Below are 18,128 nucleotides of genomic sequence, written 5' to 3'. Positions count from 1 at the left end.
AACAAATAAAAAAGTATTTATTTATCTAGATGGAATCGTTTTACTGTAAGTAAGTGTTATAATAGTTTGTATTTGTATATAATTTATAATTATTTGATAATTTAATTTTAGTAGACGAGGTTAACAAGGTATCAATTCTTTCTTTTTGGATGATTTACGTGTAGTCCAATAAGAAGCTGATTTTCAGAGAAGGCAGGAATGTAAATGATATATGAAGCGAATATACATACAAGAAAAAAGTTAGTTTCTATGTTTGAAGGTTTCAATAATGTTGTTCTACTTTCTTATTTGCAAGGACATATGGGAACTGCTTGGGTAAATAAATTAAAATTTCATAATAAAAAAGTTCACTCCTTCTATAAATGTAGATAAGGAGTGAACTTTTTTATTATGCATTATGATAATTAGAATTATACGAAACTTGATTTTAGTATATTTTATCAGTTGGTGTATATATCTTGTTTTTTATGTTATATTTATTCTTTTTGGATTTCAAATGAAATTTCTTTAGCTGCTTTTAAAGCTATTTTTTTAGCTTCTGTTTTAAAATAGGATGCTGCTAAAACGTAGCCACATCGATGTCCCATTGATGTAGGTGGTTTTAAGACAGTTCCTTTTTTAGGTTTTATATAAACTTTCTCCACACCAGGATATTTAGAACTACGGTTCTTTCCTGTAACTCGAATTAGTTTTCCTTTAGATTTAACTGTTAGGTAATGAGTGTATACATATTTATGATGTTTTTTATTTAGTGAAGGTTTATTTCCTAACATTAACTGAATAGTCTCTTGCACTAAGTTGATTCCATGTCCAATTTCAATTATATCATTCATTGCCCCACCTGATATTCTGGGGTTTATCTCAATTAATTTCCAATCATTATTTATTCTCCGGAGTTCTAGATGACAAGCTCCATTTTTCATGTTAAAAGCCTGAATAACAGAATTAACTGCATTGAAAAGACTATTATATAGACTTTTGTCTACCTGTCCTAGTAAAGAATAACCAGTAACAATAAAACGTTCAAAGAGTGTAATTTCTTGTTCAATTACTGCTATAATATGGACTTTTCCATCTTGAACTAAAATTTCAACTAAATACTGAGGTCCATCTATATATTCTTCAAGTAGAATTTCTTCATTAGGTAGTTTTTTTAAAAGACTTTGTATAGATAAGATTAATTGATCTTTATTTTTTACTAATAATACATCTTTGGATCCTGTTGATTTAGGGGATTTTACAATAAGAGGGAAATTCATCTCTTTAGTTTTTTCAAGAAAAGATGATAATGATTCTGTTGGTTTGTAAATTAAATAGTTGAGTGAGATTGGTAAATCTTTAAGGGCATTACGAGTTAATATTTTGTTTTCCATACGATAGATAGCTTTAGTAGATACAATATGTGAGTTTGAGCAAAATTTTTCTGATAAACGTGCAGCTACATAAACAAAAGGGTCAATAAAACTAAAGATCCCTTTTATGTTTTTTCCTGATTTATTTAATTTTTCAATTGTTGTAATTATATTATCATAATCATTTACATCAGTGAAAATCATCTGATGTACATCAGGGAATGTAGTGCGTTCATTAATAAATTTTGTTTTTTTAGTTAACAAAACAGTAAAAAAATTAAGTTTTTCAGCTGCTTTGATTGCTTCCCTACTTGATCCAGATTTATTTGTTTCAATGAAAACGATAGTATCCATTTTATGTCACCTTAACCTTTATCATTTATCATTTTATAAAACCTCAGGTTTATTATTTCTATAGGTAGAATATTAAAATGAGGTTAAGCTTGTTCTGGATTTTTCGAAAAATGGTTGAATGAGGGAGAACATGAATATATATATAATGAATTTGATATTTGTTTTGAAAAAGATCTTTAGAAAGAAGGGAAGAAGAGCCAACATGACTATAATTGGTATGCTTCATCATCGGAAAGATCCGAATGACGTAAAGAAAGCATATACTTATGCTGCTGTAGCCAAAGCTGAAGGTATAAACTTTTTTTATTTTACTTTAGGGAAAGTAAATATAGAAACTGAGAAGATTTTAGGTAAAACTTATGAAAATGGTGAGTGGGTTGAACAAGAATTTTCTTTTCCTGATGTTATTTATAATGCAAGTGTTCATGTTAGTGATAAAAATCAGCAAATTTTTGATTATCTATATGATAAAGTCCCGTTCACAAGTCATTCAATCGGAGATAAATTAAGTGTATATAACAGAATAAAAAAAGCAGGGGAATTTAAGCAATATCTTATTCCTTTTTATGAATTAAATGATGTTAATAAGTTTTTTGACATGATTAATCGTTATGAAAAACTTATTATTAAACCAATTTCTGGACATCAAGGTAAGGGTATTATTTTTATTGAAAAACATGGGATAAATTACAGTATGAATGAGTCAGAACAAATTTCACTTATTAATAAAAAACAATTACTAAGTTTTTTGTCTGATAAGATTCAAGAGAAAGGCTACATAGTTCAACAGTTTATTTCATGTCAAATGAAATCTGGTCATGTTTATGATTTTCGATTGCATGTTCAAAGAAATGGAGAAGGAAAGTGGGTTATTACTTCAATATTCCCGAGAATAGGTCCATTAGGAAGTGTTGTATCAAATATGGCTAGCGGTGGTTATAGTACTTATTTAGATATTTTTTTAAAAACGGAGTTTGATAACGATTGGTATAATGTTCAAAGGTATTTAGAACGATTTGCGGTGAGTTTTTCTAACCATTTTAATTCTTTATATAAGGATGTATTATTTGATGAGTTAGGAATTGATGTTGGGATTGATGAAAACCAAAAATTGTGGTTGTTTGAGGTGAATTGGAGACCAGGTGTACCTAATATATTTAATCTTGAATTAGATGTAGCTAGAAATTTAGTTCACTATGCTAGATACTTAGCTGATAAACATAAATAAGAAAAGGAAAATAGAAATATATATAAACAGAAAATTACGAATTTAAAGCGAGCGTAAAATAACTCCAAAATATACAATAGAAGTTGATTTTGGAGTTATTTTTTGTTTACTTCACTTTTTTCCCCTTCTGTGAATCAGATAAAGCCTTTAAGGCTTCATCAAATTTCCGTCTGGTATGCGCCCAACAGCCGCTAGTCCATCAAATGATTTACGTAAATATGTTACCCCTTGTGCAAGATATACTTTTTCAATTGACAGATGATTATATAAATCGAGGGATTGGTTCTATAAAGGAGACGTCGTATGCGGTGCATCATCGTATAGTATTTATAATGATGGGATTGAAATTGAAGTTGCTACCGATCTGGATCATATTAGAAAGGGATGGGCGACTGTAGTTAGTGCAGCTATTATATTGGATTGTTTAGAAAAAGGGAAATACCTAAACTGGGATGCAGTGAATAATAGGTAATTGAACGAGTTTGTACGAATTGAATTGTACAAAATAAAAAGGCTAGAAAATCCAATTAAATTAACATCAATTAGTCCTTTTTTATAATTACAAATATAAAATATCCAAAGATAATTTTACCTAAACTAAAGGAATTAAGAGAGATGTTAATTACTAGTATTAGAGGGGAGAACAACGACAAGATTGTTTTCAATAGAAGTATTGATAAATTCTATTGAAAAAGGTGAGAGTAAAAAAACGATATGAATTAAAGATGAAGTGATCCCACAACAATTTGGGTATAAAAGCCGACTTTATTAAGTCGGTTTTTATTTTTTAATAATAAGGTGCTACCAATATTAAATTGCAGTTGTATAGATATTATGAAATGAAGAAATCAATAAAGTTAAATTTATCTGTTTTAATAAATTTGAGAATAGATTTTTTGAAAGTTTCTTTGAAAATATGGTTATCTTTTTTACTACGGAACTTAATTAACATATCATTTTATTCTCCCACGATGAGAGTTAATAAATTTTATTTTTTATCGGTAAATACTCATAAAAACTCAGTATATTAAGTTGTGTATATTTGATTATTAAAGGGAAAATACTCTTTTTTTTGTAAATGATAAAAGTGACTATGATACAAACCCACGCATTAATAGAAGACAAACATATACAGTATAGAGAGTTAAAAAGCTCTAAATTTTTCATATAAAGGAGATTATAAAATATGAGCGAACAATGCCCAATTAATGTACCATGTCAGGTAGATGGACAAACTCAAACGCCATTAAGTGATGCAGCTGCAACACCAATTCTTACTCCAGGAACACCGATTGTAAAAATACCAGTTGTATTAGCAGAAAGAACAATTCAAATTGTTGTAGAATCTGATATTTCATTAGATCCTCCAGCAACTGAGATTAAACGTGTGTTAAAAAATGTATTTTTAACACAATGTAAGTTAGTTCCTGTAGCATTTACTCCAGTAGATGCTACACCTTATCGCCGAGTTACAAGAGCAAAATTATTTGTACAAGGATATATTCGTAAAAATATTGAATATGCAAATGATGAGTGTAATGGAGTGCTATATGATCGTATTGCAAATGTTCCATTTTCTGGTTTTGCAGATTTGACAGCAGCTGATTTTCTTTCACTAGCTTTAGTAGCTTCTTCATCAGATACTACATCTCACTTTATTAATCCTAAAAATGGTGATTTACCACGTTTAGACAAATACTTCTTCGAAAATACAGTTTTTTATAATGAACAACCATATTGTGAATTAGTAAGCGCACAATTTTTCGAATTAGACTTTTCACCTTGTCCAACAGAATTAAACGAGCCATTTGGAACTCTTCGTGAAAAAATTGTACTAGATCTTACTTTAAAAGTTTTACAAGTACAACAAGTACAAGTATAAGACTAAAAAAGCATTGTCTTTAATAAAAAGACAATGTCTTTTTTATTATTATAAAACATATATAATGATGGAATGGTCGCGTACAAAAAGCATATTTTTATGAATTTCATCAGATGGGGGGATGGTGATGAATAAGCCATGGGTTGGTAAGGAAATATGGAACAAAGTTTACAAATGGAAAATGCTGAATGTTCAAGATGATTCGCGCGAAATAAGAGAAAAAAAGGAAAGTAAAGAAACAGAGTCAAAAAAAGAAGATAAAGCAATGGGAATAGAGAAAGAAAGTAAAGAAACAGAGTCAAAAAAAGAAGATAAAGTAATTGGAATAGAGAAAGAGAGTGAAAAAACTGGATTAACAAAAGAAAATAAAGCGATTGGATTAGAGGAAGAAGAGGTGAAAATTGAATCAGTAAAAGAATATGAAGAAAGAGAATTAGAGAAAGAAGAAATAGCAATTGAATCAAACAAAGAAAGTGAAGAGACTGAACCAGCAAAAGAAAATAAAGTGATTGGATTAGAGAAAGTAGAAGTAGCAAATGAATCAGAGAAAAAAAGTGAAGAAACTGAATCAAAGAGAGAAAGTATAGGTTTAGGATCAAAAATAGAGACTTCAGTGCATTCAATGGTAGTGAAAACGCCATTTTCTATTATTTCAGAAGTGTCTAGCTTTAAAGTATTTCCAAAAATAAATGTGAAAAATCAAGATGCATTTGTATTTCGAAATGAAAAAGATGCGGAGGGGCGTGAATTAGATTCTAAGTTATTAACTACAGTGCAACAGTATCATTCGGAGGCTTATTGTAAATTAGTTTCTTTAAATCTTCATGAAAAGAGAGTGCTTGTTGAATTATATAATCAAAAAGTTAAAGGGAATAATGAAGAGAATAAGGTAGAGACATCTTCATGGATTCCTATTCACAGCATAATATTAGAGAGTGAAAATGGGGGAGAAGTAAGTAATTATATAACAGCCAGACTACCAATAGAAATAGGAAGATATAAAGGTGAAATTAGTTTACGAGAAAAAGTGGTATTTACAGAAAAAGTCATAGGAATAAAAGAGGTGGAACAGGAGATTGTTTTGACAAAAACCGAATTTTTAGTACCAAAAGTAAAAAAGAATGGACAAAATAAATTTACAGTTGAAAAAGGGAGCTTATTGGTAGAAGGATATATATATCAATGTATTGAATACATATCAGAACAAAGTACATTTCATGACAATGTGTATCAGTTAGTACAAAATATTGTATTGGAATTAATCATTCAAGTGATACAAGAACAGGAAGTACAAGTGCGAATTACATAAAAATGATTATATTCCCTTGATTAGCTCATTATTTTTATTCGTAGCGTATCAATGCGTAATCTTTTGTAAATCATTCAGTGCTATAGAATATCCTCCAAACGGTTTATCCTCAATGAATTCACTTTAATATTTATGAAGGATGATATTATTGCTAGCTAGGATAGTTACTTAATTGTATGAATTTCTTCAGGTTTAAGTTTTAAAAAGGTGCTAACAAGTTTGTCAACGAACTTGCTAACACTTATTAAAAACGGGTATAAAATGTGGCGTATATGTTGTTTGAATAAAGAAGCTAATTCACAGATAATTGCTTGTATAATCTGATGTGTAATACAAAGTGCATTGACTCCTTTTTTACAAAACTCACAACTTAAATAGTAAAACATGTTTATCGTAATTTTCCAAACACCAATTATATTTTTTTAGAATAATTGGGTGGACAACTTCTTTCGTAGTATCGACTTCAGTATAGCCATATTTTTTATAAAAATTTTCTAGTTCCTCGAAAGGAAGACAATACACATTTAGTATTTGTAATTTTTTTGCAGTTTGTACTAAAAATGAAACGAGTTGCCCAGCTAATTGTAGACCTCTAAATTTAGGGAGAATAAAAATTCCACCCATTTCAATAGTACCTTCATCTATTTGGACTAAACGTCCAACACCTGCATACTCGTTGTTATATGTAATGATCGCAACTGTGTCTCGTGTTAAATCACTTGGTACAAATCCTATCGATTCATAATGATTATTAACCCATTCTAAATCATTATATGTAGCTAGTTGAATACTCATATGTATCCTCCCTCAGAAAAAATGTAATATTCTCATTATACACAGTGTAATAACTTGTAAAAAGAGGTTAAAATGAAATCATTTTTATTTGCAGTTCAAGTTTTGAAGAATAGTGCATACAATATAAAGTCTTTTCCTTTCTTCATTTAAGTTTTACGTATATAATTTAAAAGTACTATTTTTATTTTATATTTTTTATATTTATAACAGAATAGAGGTTTAAAAATGGGTGTTAAAATCATTACGGATAGTGCGGCGGATTTACCGGTAGAATTGCTGCAAGCATATGATATTGATTTAATTCCACTCCGTGTATATGATGAAGCAGAAACAGAGTATTTAGATGGGGTTACATTAAAATCGGTTACATTACTGCAACAAATGAGAGAAGGCGCAGTTTATAGAACGTCATTGCCTTCACTTGAAACTTTCCAAGAAAAATTTGTTTCTTATGCAAAAGAAGGTAATCCTTGTATATATTTAGCTTTCTCATCTGAACTGTCTGGTACATATCAATCGTCAGTTCTCATTAAAGAAGAAGTGAAAGAAACATACACTGATTTAGATTTAGAAATTATTGATACAAAATGTGCCTCACTCGGTCAAGGTATTGTCGTATTAGAAGCTGCAAAAATGGCAAAAGAGGGCGCATCAAAAGAAGAAATATTAAACCGTGTCGCTTTTCTAATGAACCATATGGAACATATCTTCACTGTAGCTGACTTGCAGTACCTAGTGAGAGGTGGGCGTTTAAGTAAAGTAGCTGGTTTTATCGGTGGTTTATTAAACATTAAGCCGATCTTAAATGTGGATGAAGGAAAACTTGTACCACTTGAAAAGGTAAGAGGGAAAAAGAAAGTATTAAGCCGAATTGTTGATATTATGGAAGAGCGTGGGAAAGACCTTAAAGGTCAAACAATCGGTATGACTCACGGTGATGATTTAGAAACTGCCGAAGCATTAAAAGCATTAATTACTGAAAGATTCGCTTGTGAAGTATTTATCGTAAATACAATTGGAGCAGCAATCGGAGCGCATACAGGACCTGGTGCGTTAACATTGTTCTTCTTAAATGAAGTAGAGTAAAGGATTGATCTTTTGATCAATCCTTTTTTACTTTTAATCTGTGACAATTGGTCGATATGGTATCGGTGAAGATAAAATCATAGAAGTTTTTACAGTACCCAACGGTATAACAATATCAATTATTTCTTCTAACTCTTTCATTGAGTGAACCGCTACTTTTAAGTAATAGCTACTTTCACCTGTAACCCGGTGACATTCGAGTATCCTATGTTCTTCGTATATTTTCTCCTCAAATTTTTTACATGGAATCTTTAAGTTTTCAATTCTTAAAAATGCTTGAATTGATTTTCCAACTGCATCTAGTGATATCCGTGCTGTATACTTTTCAATTATTCCTGTATCTTGTAACCTTTTTATTCTTTCTGTAACACTAGGGCGGCTAAGGTGTAAATGCTCAGTCATTTCTGTAATTGTCATCCTGGCATCTTCTTGTAATAATAGGGTTATTTTCTTATCGATCTCATCCATTAATCATGCTCCTTTGCAAAACTGAAAGTAAACTTCTGAAATACATGCATAATATAAAATCTAATGCTAAATTACATACACTATTGAATGTCGAATAGACTGATAACTTTCTATAATTAAAATATAAATGGAGGTGCATGTAATGTCTAATCATTTCAACGAAACAATTTCTATTAAAAAGGGAACAGCTTTATATGTAGGGGCAGTTTTAGGATCAGGAATTCTTATTTTACCTGGTATGACTGCGAGTATAGCGGAAGGGAATGCGATTATTTCTTGGCTTATTATGATTTTACTTAGTATCCCACTTGCATTAACATTTGCTTTTTTATCTATTGAGCATCCAAGTGCAGGGGGAATTGCAACTTTTTCAGAGAAGGCTTTTGGTAAAAAAGTAGGTGCCATTATAGGGTGGTGTTTTTTTATCGCAGGTAGTGTTGGACAAATCATTGTATCACTGACAGGTGGAATGTATATAGTAAAAGTTTTTTCTTTACCATCGTATTTTTCTTATATTATCGGGTTAATCATAGTAAGTATTTCTATCGGTTTCAATTTATTTGGATTAAAAATGAGCGGTTTATTTCAAGTATGTATCGGTGTATTAACTTTTTTTATTTTAATCGTAACAATTATAAGCTCACTACCTTATATTGAAATGAAAAATATAAATGTACATATTTCTATGAAAGCAGTAAAACCGATTTTAGATGCGTCATTATTAATTTTTTGGTCGTTTTTCGGTTGGGAAGCAATTGCGAGTTTAGCTCCAGAATTTAAAACGCCTAGAAAAAGAAATATTATTTTGTCTACGGGATTTGCGATTATTATTATTGGAGTTTTATATATTGGCATTGCATTATCAGTAATCGGAACGAAATCGTATCATATTAATGCTGATAATACTACAGCTCTAGTACTTGTAATCAAGCAAACATTAGGTGACCAATTTGCATGGTTAATTGGATTTGTAGCTTTTATTATTTGTTTAGGGACAACAAATGCATTTATCACAAGTATGGGGCGTTTAGGCTATTCACTAGGAAAGGAAGAAGTTGCCCCTCGTTATTTAGCATGTATTAATGTAAAAAGAGCAGCACCAACAAATGCAGTAAAAGTTGTGGGTTTTATTGCAATAATAGGTTTGTTAATAAGTTTCGTTTTTCATATTAGTATAGATAGAATCGTATTAATACCGAACTCACTGGGGATTGTTACATATATAGTCGGTACTGCGGCCGGAATTAAGTTAATAAAGAATAGGTTAGGTAAAATTTTTTCTATAATAGCTTTTACATGTTGTGTATCGGTTTATCCCTTTATTGGAGGAGTTATACTTATTCCAATACTTGTAGCTTTAGTGTCTTTATGCTATTTACATTTCATAAAAGGTAGACTTGTAAATGGGAGGGAGCAGAGTAAGGAATGTTAAAATGCATTCATTCAAGTTTCAATATTTGGATATATCTAAAAATTGAAGATTCATATATAATTATGGAGGGATTAAATTGTTGTAACTATTTGTAAAAATAGGAGGCTATTAAAAATGAATAAGCTTATACATGCTCCAACTAACTGGGATTTATGCAGGCTATATTCCAATGAACAGGACCCTATGTTTTCTATAGAACAGCTAAAAGTAGAATATAAAGCAACAAAAGACCCAGTAATCCTTTCACAACTTATACAGGCTATCGAAAAAGCAGAGTATCACTTATATTGCCGTGCTGCTGAAGATGAGAAGCATCCTGAAGATACTTTACTAAGTGTAAAAGTAAATCAATTAAAGAAAGAAGTTCAACTATTAATAGAATCTAGTAAGGGACAAAGTGTTAATGCAAATCATTCAAGTATTAAATTTATAGAAAATGAATTAAAAGCTTGGGAAGATATGTACATACAATTACGGAATAAATTAGAAATAACTCATGATAAAGAGACTTTATCTTTTGGACAAGCGAATTATGTTGCGATGAATAGTGATGATCACAATGAAAGGTCAAAAGTATTCGATTCTCTTACAAATACTTTGAATAAGGAAAAAGAAATCTTTGCTACTGTATTGAATCAAATAGGAAGATTACGTCATGCTAAAAGTGATGAAATGGAAGGAACAGAGATTTTAAAACAATCACTACAAGCAAATGGCATCTCTGAAACTGCATTATCCCAAATGTGGGATGCAACGGAATCTAAAATTGATAAGCTAGTAAGTGCTTTAAACGCTTTTAAAAAGGAAAAGAATTCGATTACATGGCATGAACTTATGACATTAAAAGAAAGTAATGAGATCGTTATTCCTTTTTCAGTAGGAGTACAAAACATATATGATGCATTTGAAAATATAGATGAAGAATTGGCAAAGTTCGCGCGGAATGCGATAGCGAATGGCTGGGTAGATGCTGAACCGAGAGATAATAAACCGCCGGGTGGATTTTGTGCTCCTTTTTTCAGTGAAAAAGAATCCCGTATTTCAATGCGTTATGATGGAACAATTGATAGTGTAAGAGTAATTGCTCATGAATTAGGACATGCTTGGCATTTTTATGTTATGAGTTTGGAACAATCTACTTCATTTTTAGATGATTATCTGCCAATGAGTACAGCAGAATCAGCGTCTATTTTCTTTGAGATGGTGCTTGTAGATCACTTAATAAAAACAGCAGAATGTACAGAAATGAAAAAGGCATTGCTTAGCTGGAAAATTAGAAATAGCTTTAATTATGTTATGGCAATTCGTGCATCGTTCCAGTTCGAAAAGAGTTTTTATGAAAAAAGTAAAGAAGGTCCTATAAGTGCTGATGAAATTGAGAAATTATCTATAGCCGCGCAAGAAAAGGCATACGGAAATGCACTAACAGAATACCAGCCGTTTGTTTGGATGAAATACGTTCAGTTTTATATAGCAGACGTTCCTTTTTATAATTATCCATACGCATTTGGTTATTTAGTAAGTTTTAGTTTACTAGGATTAGCGAAAGAAAATAAAAGTAAATTTCATTTGAGGTATAAAGAATTTTTGCGAGCAACGGGAAAAGCACCGGTTGAAGAACTGATGAAAAAACATTTTGATATTGATCTATCAGATTATGAATTTTGGAATAAAGCTTTTATGCAAATTCATAAAGATATTGATGAATATTTGGAGCTTGTATAATGAGTGTTTTTTTGAAAGGCTATTTTCTCGAAAGCGATAAAGGGACAAGGTGAATTATCCATCGCAAATCACGAAAATACGGCATTAGCAATGAACAAATCAGCGTTATCGTCGCCTATGACAAAAGTAGCTGGTAGAGGGCGGATTACCGCTGAGGAAATTGATTAAGCTTTAAGTGGATGCTTATATTCTGACATTATTCTCTGCACAGACTCAGCCTCTAATTACAAGCTGTTCGCCAAGGAGAAAGTCATTCCGTATGAAATTCTTAACTGGAATAAAGGCGTACTGGTCAAAAAAGGCATCTACCACATTCAAATAGTCCTTGAATCTTGCAAAAAAGCAGTATTCTTACCAGTACGTTCATTTAAGTCAGCATGATAGGCTTGCAAAAAACATTTACTTACTAAACTGACGAGCAATAATACGCTAGTCCCAAGCATTACATGGTATTAATTGGTCGGAACTATATCATAGGAAAGGCAGGGATAGGTATGATATTATGGTTTCGAAATTTGCCACAGTTAAGTCTGGATTTGTCGGAATGGAAACCTTTCATTCAAAATACTTGGTTTCGAAAGCATTATATGAAGCTTGTTTACCTATTAACGGTTACTTTTTTTCTAGCACCAAATTGGTTTGGGGTAAGTTTTAATCATATGACAAAATTCCCCCTTATTTTAATCGTTTTTTTTGTTTTTTTAATACACGAAGCTCTTCATATTCTTGTAATAAACAAAAAAGGTGATGTTAGCTTAACGTTCAGAGGACTATATTTTTGGCTCAATACAAATGCAATTCTTTCTAAGAAGAGATTTTGGGTCTTTATGAGCTTACCTTTTATCGTATTATCGGTAATCCCAGCTATTATTTCGTTCTTTGTATCTGGTGATATCAAATCACTCATTTTACTTATTAGTTGGATAAATTTGATAATCTCCGCCTCCGATATTGTTAATTCATTTTTAATCCTAATTAAACCAAATAAATCTGTATTTTGCAGAGGCTACTGCCGAGTAAAATCATAATCCAGCAGATTAACAAGTTCGACCTCACCAATTAATGGCAGGATTGTTCAGGCCATTCAAATGTTGTGGTATATGGAGAGTACTTGGTGGATTCATACCAATATGGATCAACATAGTATACCACCGATACGTTTTGCAGAAGAAATGATTTGGTTAGCTGAAAATTATGGGGAACTACATAATATGCTAGCATACTTATGAATAAAAAAAGGGGACTACATACATGAACAGAATCGGTATTATCGGAGCAATGCAAATAGAAATAGACTTACTTTTAGAAAAACTACATATAAAAGAGGAACATACAGTTGCTAACATGCCTTTCTATAAGGGAGAGTTCATGGGTACAGAGATTATAATTACTCGCTGTGGTGTAGGGAAAGTAAATGCAGCGGCATGTACACAAATTTTAATTAATAAATTTGATGTGGATTTTATCATAAATACAGGTGTTGCGGGTGGATTGCATCCTGATGTGAAAGTCGGCGATTTAGTTATTTCTACAAATGTTACTCATCATGATGTTAGTAAAAATCAAATGAAGAATTTATTTCCGTTTCAAGAAGAGTTTCATGCAAGCGAGGAATTAAGAGATTTAGCCCAAAAAGCTGTTAATAGTAGTAGTTTAAATATTACTGTTCATGAAGGAAGAATCGTCAGCGGAGAATGCTTCGTCGAGGATTCAAAATTAAAGGAGCAATTAGTCACTGAATATACACCTCATTGTACAGAAATGGAAGGAGCAGCAATTGGACATGTTGCTTATATAAATGACATACCGTTTCTCGTTTTGAGATGCATTTCTGACAGTGCAGATGATTCAGCGCAAGTTTCATATGATGATTTCGCGAAAACCGCAGCGAATTATTGCTCAGAAATTATTGTTGAGATGCTTAAAAATATTTCGATTAAAGCTGTATTGTAGTTCATAAGTAAAGAATGGGAGAGAATATCATGTTACAAGCACTAATTTTCGATATGGATGGAACTTTATTTCAAACAGATAAAATTTTAGAGTTATCACTAGATGATACATTTGATCATTTACGGTCACTACAATTATGGAATACGATAACACCAATTGATAAATATCGTGAAATTATGGGTGTACCTTTACCTAAAGTTTGGGAAGCTTTATTACCTAATCATTCTAATGAAGTAAGGGAACAAACAGATGCATATTTTTTAGAAAGACTAATTGAAAATATAAAGAGCGGAAATGGTGCTTTATATCCGAGTGTAAAGGAAGTTTTTAGTTTTATAAAAGAAAATAATTGTTCTGTTTACATTGTTAGTAATGGTTTAACGGAATATTTACAAGCAATCGTATCTTATTATGATTTAGACCAATGGGTTACGGAAACATTCAGTATTGAACAAATACACTCGCTAAATAAAGGTGACTTAGTAAAAAGCATTTTGATGAAATATGATATAAAAGAGGCAGCGGTAGTTGGGGATCGTTTATCGGATATTAATGCGGCAAAAGATAATGGTCTAATTGCAATTGGATGTAATTTTGATTTTGCACAAGAAGATGAACTTGCTCATGCTGATTTAGTAATTGATGATTTAATGGAACTGAAGGGGCTATTACCAGAATTGAAGAATACGTACATAACAAAATGAATAAGTTCACATTCAAATAAATGCTCAGGATAATATATTCTTGGGCATTTTTATTTTTTAAAAAGATACATTTGGATAGAGAAAGTGGGGGAGTAAGCTGGAAAATATACAAATAAAACGAATTGGAGATTTGCTAAAATATGAGGTCAATCACCTTGTCCAGGAAAGTAAAGAAGAAGGTTTTAACTTCTTATTAAAATTAAAAAATGAATATGAAAGTAAAAGAAATACGTTTAGTAAAACAGGTGAATGTTTATATGGAATCTTTCGAGAGGATACGTTAATTGGAATTGGAGGATTAAATCAAGATCCGTATACGAAAAATAATAAGATTGGTCGATTAAGAAGATTTTATATTGCAAAAGATTACCGGCGGAAAGGATTAGGAAAGTTACTGTTAGGGAGAATCTTAAGCGATGCAAAAATCTATTTTACTATTGTTGTCTTACATACAGATACAGAACAGGGGGATCAATTTTATACTTCGAGTGGATTTGCGAAAGGGAAAACGTATGTAGGAACAAGCCATTATCTAAAATTAGATAAAAGGATGGAGTGAATTATTATTCGACCCGAAGGGAACGTTTGTTCTTCGTTGTGTAGATTTATGGTATAATTTATTTGAATCTACTATTAGAATGGGGATTAGATGATGGGAGAAAATAAAATTATTAATGATTTTAAAGATTATTCAATATGGATAACCACATTGAAAGGTATGAAAGAAGAATTGTGGACAGCGCCAATATCAGAGGGGAAATGGACTATTGGTGAGATTGTATCTCATATTATGAATTGGGATGACTATCTTTTACGTGAGACATTATCATCAGTGAGAGATGGACAGGGAATGGAGTTCCCTGACTTTGATACATATAATAAACAAGCCTCTAATTATGCAAAATCAGGTATATCTAAGATAAAACTTCTTGAAGAAGCACAAGCTAAAAGAGATTTACTTGTTCAAGAGCTTAACCGACTGTCTATTGGAAAGCTAAAGGAACATTTAACTGCCAATGGAGTAACATATTGTCCTCATACTGGAATGCCGTACTCTCTAATATATATTATTAAAGAATTCGTAGATCACGATAACCATCACAAAAGGCAGATTATTAATTTTTTAAATGAAAATCAAGTTGTTAACTGATAAAGAAAGATCCCGCGAATGATACTTGCGGGATCTTTAATTAATTATAATTTAACATTCATTTGTTTCAATAAAGTTTTCGGATTACCTTTTACATAATAAAAATGCGGATTATTTTCATCATCGTAAAGCATAATGTAAGGTTTTTCGTTAAGTGGGAGAAGGATGAGTACTTCATCAATTGTTGTATGTAACCATTGATTTGTAATAGGAACAGGTTTCGATAATGGGATTTTTATCATATGTCCATCTTTCGGAACGACGTTTAAGTTTTTGAACGGGCCAGTAATGGATTTAGCATATTGAACAGCTTCTTTTTGAATAGCTGGATCTAAAGATTGTTTTTGAACGACCATTTCTTTTTTACAATCAAATACTTCAATTTGTTTATTTGTATTTGCGAACGCATTTGTTGATAATAAAAAGAAGAGAAGAGTAATGACTCCTATTTTTTTGAACATGAAACAACACCTCACACTTACTATACCCTCAAACGTTGTAAATATTTTTATGTCACATTGATGTAACAAAGAAGTTGTATGATAAAATTGATATTTGTTTATAAGTAATGGAGGAAATGTAATGAAAGTATTAATTGCGGATGATGAACAAGATATGCTGAAAATTTTAAAAGCGTATTTTGAAAAAGAAGGCTTCGAAGTTTTATTAGCAAAGGATGGAGAGGAAGCACTTCAAATATTTTATGATGAGAAAATTGACTTAGCTATTTTAGACTGGATGATGCCGAAAAGTAGTGGTATTACTGTCTGTCAGGAAATAAAAAAGAATTCGAGTGTAAAAGTATTAATGCTTACTGCGAAAAGTGAAAGTGAAGATGAATTAGCAGCTCTTCAAAGTGGGGCAGATGAGTATGTGAAAAAACCATTTCACCCAGGAGTGCTAATTACGCGAGCGAAAAAGCTTGTACAGCATGAAGATGTTATTCAAGTTCAAGATTTAAAAATAGATTTCACCAAAAATAAAGTATATAAAAATGAGAAAGAATTAGAAATTACAAAGACAGAATTACAATTAATAAAGTGCTTTTTAAATCATAAAGGCACGATTTTAACGAGGAAAAAGTTGTTAGATATCGTCTGGGGATTTGATTATTTTGGGGAAGAACGAACGGTTGATACGCATGTAAGAAGATTACGTAAAAAAATAGGAGAAAATATTATAAAGACACATCGCGGTTTAGGATACAGTTTGGAGGAAGAGTGTGAATAAACTCGGTAAAAAGTTATTTTTCAGCATCTCTTTAACAGTCATCCTTATTTTTGCCATCTCTTTATTATTAATTAACTATTTTTTACCAAAATATAATGTGCACAAAACACGCGAAAGCTTAGAAGGCATTACAACGCAAATCCAGTCAATACCGCGTAAAGAACTGGATGATGCTATAAATCGTATTGAAAATGAAGGTAATGTTACTATTGCGTATACATCAATAAATAGTTCAGAAGATGCTATTAATGAAGAATTACGCATGCAACTTACAAAAAAGAGAGTTGCATTGAATAAACTTTGGATTACAAAAGAAGAAATTACGAAAGTGAAGAACCTCGGACAATCGAATAAAATATATGATCAAGAAAAGATAAAATCTAGTTTTTTTGCGAAATACATTGCGAAAGATGATATGTTGATTTTAGTAGGAGTTTCTATCGCACATTCAAATGAAATAATTAAAACGCTTAACTCATTTTATTTATACATTTTGGGATTCTCACTATTTCTTATTATCGTGCTCGTCTGGATTTTTTCAAAAACAATCACTACACCACTGAATGAATTGAGTGATGTCGCAGAAGATATTTCACGTCTGAAATTTAAACGGACGAAAGTTAAAACGAATGATGAAATAGGTGATTTAGCAAATAGTATAAACATTATGAGTGATAAATTACATGAAGCACATCAAGATTTAACAGATCGAAATGACCACTTAAAACGATTTATGGGCGATGTAACTCATGAATTAAAAACACCAATCGCATTAGTAAAAGCATATTCTATGGGAATAAAAGACGGTTTAGATGATGGCACATATGTTGATACAATCATTAAACAAACAGATCAAATTTCAAATTTAATTGAAGAGTTATTGCGATTTTCCAAACTAGAAAGAGATATTTTACGAAAAGAAGAATTCCCTATTGAACCACTAGTACAAAGTATAATAGATAAGCATAAGATTGAACTGGAGTCGAAAGAAATCAAGTTGCAAGTGAACTATAGTGTTGGTGACACGATTGTTTATGCTGATTTAAATAAAATGAGAATGGTCTTTCAAAATTTAATTTCTAATGCGATAAAATATACAACGAATCAAAATATAAAAATCACATTAGAAGAGAAAAATGACATTGTGCATTTTCAAATTCAAAATGGTATTGCCGCTGAGGGAATTAAAGAGATAGATAAAATTTGGGAGCCTTTTTACGTATTAGAGTCTTCTCGCAGTAAAGAAAAATCAGGTACTGGATTAGGATTAGCGATTGTAAAAAGTATTTTAGAAAGGCATAGATTTGAATACGGGGTTTCGGTAGTAGGTGGGGAAATACAATTTTATATGTATATAGAAAGGAACTAATTGTTATTAGTTCCTTTTCTATTATCTTGAAAGATTCGAATGTTTTACAAATTTCTCAACTTTCTACGAAATATAAACTGAATTTTCTGCA

At 31.1% G+C, this 18,128-nt stretch carries 17 protein-coding genes and 3 pseudogenes; 16 read left to right on the top strand and 4 right to left on the bottom strand.

The annotated features are described in order from the left end of the window. Positions 1-204 precede the first annotated feature (204 nt). A pseudogene (locus QCI77_RS14325) lies at positions 205-330 on the top strand (GNAT family N-acetyltransferase); the annotation flags it as partial. Between the two features lie 146 nt (positions 331-476). On the opposite strand, the gene QCI77_RS14320 reads toward QCI77_RS14325, so the two are convergent. Beyond that, positions 477-1,706, bottom strand: coding sequence for an ATP-grasp domain-containing protein (locus QCI77_RS14320; RefSeq protein WP_353825103.1), 1,230 nt, complete (start codon positions 1,704-1,706; stop codon positions 477-479). Positions 1,707-1,836: 130 nt separating this feature from the next. On the opposite strand from QCI77_RS14320, the gene QCI77_RS14315 reads away from it, so the two are divergent. The 4 genes and pseudogenes from QCI77_RS14315 (at position 1,837) to QCI77_RS14300 (ending at position 6,125) form a co-directional block, all read left to right on the top strand. Further along, positions 1,837-2,934 (top strand): YheC/YheD family endospore coat-associated protein, encoded by a 1,098-nt coding sequence (locus QCI77_RS14315; protein ID WP_289404049.1) that lies wholly within the window; start codon positions 1,837-1,839, stop codon positions 2,932-2,934. 245 nt (positions 2,935-3,179) lie between these two features. After that, positions 3,180-3,397: pseudogene (locus QCI77_RS14310) on the top strand (GNAT family N-acetyltransferase); the annotation flags it as partial. 723 nt (positions 3,398-4,120) lie between these two features. Next, positions 4,121-4,816 (top strand): CsxC family protein, encoded by a 696-nt coding sequence (locus QCI77_RS14305; protein ID WP_078179262.1) that lies wholly within the window; start codon positions 4,121-4,123, stop codon positions 4,814-4,816. A gap of 127 nt (positions 4,817-4,943) precedes the next feature. Beyond that, complete coding sequence (locus QCI77_RS14300; RefSeq protein WP_060749953.1) at positions 4,944-6,125, top strand: BC_2427 family protein; 1,182 nt, start codon at positions 4,944-4,946, stop codon at positions 6,123-6,125. Between the two features lie 363 nt (positions 6,126-6,488). Here QCI77_RS14300 and QCI77_RS14295 read toward each other — a convergent pair whose 3' ends face one another. Further along, a complete protein-coding gene (locus QCI77_RS14295; RefSeq protein ID WP_060749954.1) occupies positions 6,489-6,920 on the bottom strand; it encodes a GNAT family N-acetyltransferase in 432 nt (143 codons plus the stop codon). Between the two features lie 225 nt (positions 6,921-7,145). Between QCI77_RS14295 and QCI77_RS14290 the strand changes: the two genes are divergently transcribed. Next, positions 7,146-8,006 (top strand): DegV family protein, encoded by an 861-nt coding sequence (locus QCI77_RS14290; RefSeq protein WP_353825102.1) that lies wholly within the window; start codon positions 7,146-7,148, stop codon positions 8,004-8,006. Between the two features lie 33 nt (positions 8,007-8,039). Here QCI77_RS14290 and QCI77_RS14285 read toward each other — a convergent pair whose 3' ends face one another. Beyond that, positions 8,040-8,474, bottom strand: coding sequence for an Lrp/AsnC family transcriptional regulator (locus tag QCI77_RS14285; protein ID WP_353825101.1), 435 nt, complete (start codon positions 8,472-8,474; stop codon positions 8,040-8,042). Positions 8,475-8,616: 142 nt separating this feature from the next. Between QCI77_RS14285 and QCI77_RS14280 the strand changes: the two genes are divergently transcribed. The 8 genes and pseudogenes from QCI77_RS14280 to QCI77_RS14245 all read left to right on the top strand — a co-directional run bounded on the left by QCI77_RS14280 (position 8,617) and on the right by QCI77_RS14245 (position 15,438). Next, a complete protein-coding gene (locus QCI77_RS14280) occupies positions 8,617-9,906 on the top strand; it encodes an APC family permease (protein WP_353825100.1) in 1,290 nt (429 codons plus the stop codon). A 114-nt stretch (positions 9,907-10,020) separates the two neighbouring features. Then, positions 10,021-11,631, top strand: coding sequence for a M3 family metallopeptidase (locus QCI77_RS14275; RefSeq protein WP_353825099.1), 1,611 nt, complete (start codon positions 10,021-10,023; stop codon positions 11,629-11,631). A gap of 488 nt (positions 11,632-12,119) precedes the next feature. Continuing rightward, entirely contained in the window at positions 12,120-12,659 is a 540-nt protein-coding gene (locus tag QCI77_RS14270; protein ID WP_353825778.1) for a DUF3267 domain-containing protein, read from the top strand. Positions 12,660-12,695: 36 nt separating this feature from the next. After that, positions 12,696-12,860 (top strand): annotated as a pseudogene (locus QCI77_RS14265) (homoserine kinase); the annotation flags it as partial. Positions 12,861-12,882: 22 nt separating this feature from the next. After that, on the top strand, positions 12,883-13,584 hold the full coding sequence (locus QCI77_RS14260) for a 5'-methylthioadenosine/adenosylhomocysteine nucleosidase (protein ID WP_353825098.1): 702 nt from the start codon (positions 12,883-12,885) through the stop codon (positions 13,582-13,584). A gap of 29 nt (positions 13,585-13,613) precedes the next feature. After that, on the top strand, positions 13,614-14,288 hold the full coding sequence (locus tag QCI77_RS14255) for an HAD family hydrolase (protein WP_353825097.1): 675 nt from the start codon (positions 13,614-13,616) through the stop codon (positions 14,286-14,288). A 130-nt stretch (positions 14,289-14,418) separates the two neighbouring features. Next, positions 14,419-14,847, top strand: coding sequence for a GNAT family N-acetyltransferase (locus QCI77_RS14250; protein ID WP_483298980.1), 429 nt, complete (start codon positions 14,419-14,421; stop codon positions 14,845-14,847). A 93-nt stretch (positions 14,848-14,940) separates the two neighbouring features. Further along, positions 14,941-15,438 carry a DinB family protein gene (locus tag QCI77_RS14245; protein WP_353825096.1) on the top strand — a complete coding sequence of 166 codons (498 nt, stop codon included), beginning with the start codon at positions 14,941-14,943 and terminating at the stop codon, positions 15,436-15,438. Positions 15,439-15,482: 44 nt separating this feature from the next. Here the strand turns inward: QCI77_RS14245 and QCI77_RS14240 are convergent, their stop codons facing one another. Further along, positions 15,483-15,899 (bottom strand): hypothetical protein, encoded by a 417-nt coding sequence (locus QCI77_RS14240; RefSeq protein ID WP_012261104.1) that lies wholly within the window; start codon positions 15,897-15,899, stop codon positions 15,483-15,485. A gap of 121 nt (positions 15,900-16,020) precedes the next feature. Between QCI77_RS14240 and QCI77_RS14235 the strand changes: the two genes are divergently transcribed. Continuing rightward, on the top strand, positions 16,021-16,668 hold the full coding sequence (locus QCI77_RS14235) for a response regulator transcription factor (RefSeq protein ID WP_353825095.1): 648 nt from the start codon (positions 16,021-16,023) through the stop codon (positions 16,666-16,668). Beyond that, entirely contained in the window at positions 16,661-18,037 is a 1,377-nt protein-coding gene (locus QCI77_RS14230; protein ID WP_353825094.1) for a sensor histidine kinase, read from the top strand. The genes QCI77_RS14235 and QCI77_RS14230 overlap by 8 nt, the downstream gene beginning before the upstream one ends. Positions 18,038-18,128 lie beyond the last annotated feature (91 nt).

It is taken from the genome of Bacillus cereus group sp. MG9, assembly GCF_040459995.1.
Classification (GTDB): domain Bacteria; phylum Bacillota; class Bacilli; order Bacillales; family Bacillaceae_G; genus Bacillus_A; species Bacillus_A mycoides.
This window is presented reverse-complemented; position numbering and strand designations above follow the sequence as displayed.